The organism is Oleiphilus sp. HI0086, from assembly GCF_001635225.1.
Genome location: NZ_LWFZ01001478.1, coordinates 1 through 1,947, shown reverse-complemented (window position 1 = coordinate 1,947; position 1,947 = coordinate 1). Strand labels below are relative to the sequence as shown.

The window sequence follows — 1,947 nt, the reverse complement described above, 5'->3', positions numbered from 1 at the left end:
AGCGAGCAACTATCAATGATATTGTCAGCGAAAGTGGCCTGTCTGTAGGTACTTTTTATAATCACTGCGGTGATAAAGACACGATCTTTTCTGAGCTGCTCACTGGCTTTTTAATGAAAGTGCGCACGACTTTGAGCCAGGCGCGTCAAAGTGCAACAACTTTGGAAGGCTTTATCAAAGGTGCTTTTCTCGCTTACAGTAAACTGATCTCTCAGTACCCCAAAATGCAGCTGATGATTTCAAAAAATGCCCCAGTGTTTAAGCAGGTGCTATCAGAAAAAGAAGAGCTTACCGAGATTATTGACGACTTGTCTCGTGATATGCAGCTTGCTGTTGAGGTGGGAATGGCGCCTAAGTTCCCTGTATCGATGATGACGTCTGCAATGATCGCTTCGAGCATTGACATTTTTTCTGTCAGTGATGATGAGTACTCAGCTAAAGAGAAGGCTGAGTTTCTAGGGAATTTATTTATAGGTGGAATTGAGCGAATGGCTTCAAAGTAATTGTCTGATATAAAAGATAAATTACCTCCATTTAATGTCTAATAACTAGAACAAAATTCCACTTCAACTAAAATAAATTTGCTAATTTCTGAACTTTTTAGATTGGCCTGGGTCTTTAACAATATCCCGATCACAAAATTCGGGAATTAATAATGAGCAACTACTTTAGTTAACCGTTACTTTTTAGATGAATTACACAGGGTTAAAACAATGAATAACGCAAAAATCTTAAGCAAATCAGCAATCGCAAGCATGGTCGCAATGGGTGTTATGGCTGCGTCAACTGACGCACTAGCAGGCAAGCCTGGTTTTGAAAAATGTCAGGGTATTGCTAAAGCCGGTATGAATGACTGTGGTACCTCAAAGCATAGTTGTGCTGGCCAAGCTGCTAAAGACGGTGACCCTGAGGAATGGGTATATGTTCCAGAAGGCACTTGTTCAAAAATTGTAAATGGTAAAGTGAAGTAAGTTACTTAGCACTTCTATCGGTGGCATTAACTGATGAATCATATCTTATCGCAGGGAATGCCAACCGATCATCCTGCTTCTCCTGAGCCACAAGCGCTTCAGGGTGCAGGTATAGGTTTACGTTCTGCACACTATCAAACGATTCTGAATTCACGCCCTGATATCCCCTGGTTTGAAGCACTAAGCGACAATTATATGAGCGACGGTGGTCAGCCTCTTGATTACCTGGAGCAGGTTCGGGATTTATACCCGGTTACCTTTCATGGTGTCGGCATGTCTTTAGGCTCAACTGATCCCTTAGATCAATCCTACCTCAAACGCTTAAAGTCACTTATAGAACGCTTTCAACCAACGCTGGTGTCTGATCACTTGTGTTGGGCTTCTTTTGATGGCGTACATGGTAATGAACTATTTCCCATGCCTTATACCATGGAGGCAATTAAGCATATCGTCTCACGAATTGACCAAGTTCAGAATTATCTGGGACGTCGTATATTGGTCGAAAATGTTTCGAGCTATTTAAGTTTTACAGTTGATGCGATGGCAGAAGTGCAGTTTTTGTCCGAGGTCGCCGAGCAGGCTGACTGCGATATTTTATGTGATGTGAATAATATCTATGTCAGCGCAATGAACCACAAATTTGATCCGCAAGAATACATTCGGGCTTTGCCTGTAAAACGCATAAAAGAAATGCACTTGGCGGGCTTCGAAGATCAGGGCACGCACTTGCTCGATACGCATGGCGCAAGAGTGCACGGACCGGTTTGGCAACTTTACCAAACAGCGTTGGAGCGATTTGGCCCTATTCCTACTTTGATTGAATGGGATACTGATATTCCGGATTTTTCCGTTCTGCAGGAAGAGCAGAGCAACGCAGCCCGCATGATGGCTCAGTGCTCAAAGTATTCCAGTCTTGCTTCTGCAGAGCAGGTATCCAGGTAATGAAGCTTGCGAACATTCATCAAGCCTTTATTTC

3 protein-coding genes are annotated in these 1,947 nt (G+C 43.0%); all 3 read left to right on the top strand.

Annotated elements, in window-relative coordinates:
• Positions 1-503, top strand: a 503-nt coding sequence (locus A3756_RS25025; RefSeq protein ID WP_068554978.1) for a TetR/AcrR family transcriptional regulator, incomplete at its 5' end; no start/stop codon positions are given.
• Between the two features lie 210 nt (positions 504-713).
• Positions 714-971, top strand: a complete 258-nt coding sequence (locus tag A3756_RS25020) for a DUF2282 domain-containing protein (protein WP_068515949.1) — start codon at positions 714-716, stop codon at positions 969-971.
• Between the two features lie 33 nt (positions 972-1,004).
• Positions 1,005-1,913, top strand: a complete 909-nt coding sequence (locus A3756_RS25015; protein ID WP_231872236.1) for a DUF692 domain-containing protein — start codon at positions 1,005-1,007, stop codon at positions 1,911-1,913.
• Positions 1,914-1,947 lie beyond the last annotated feature (34 nt).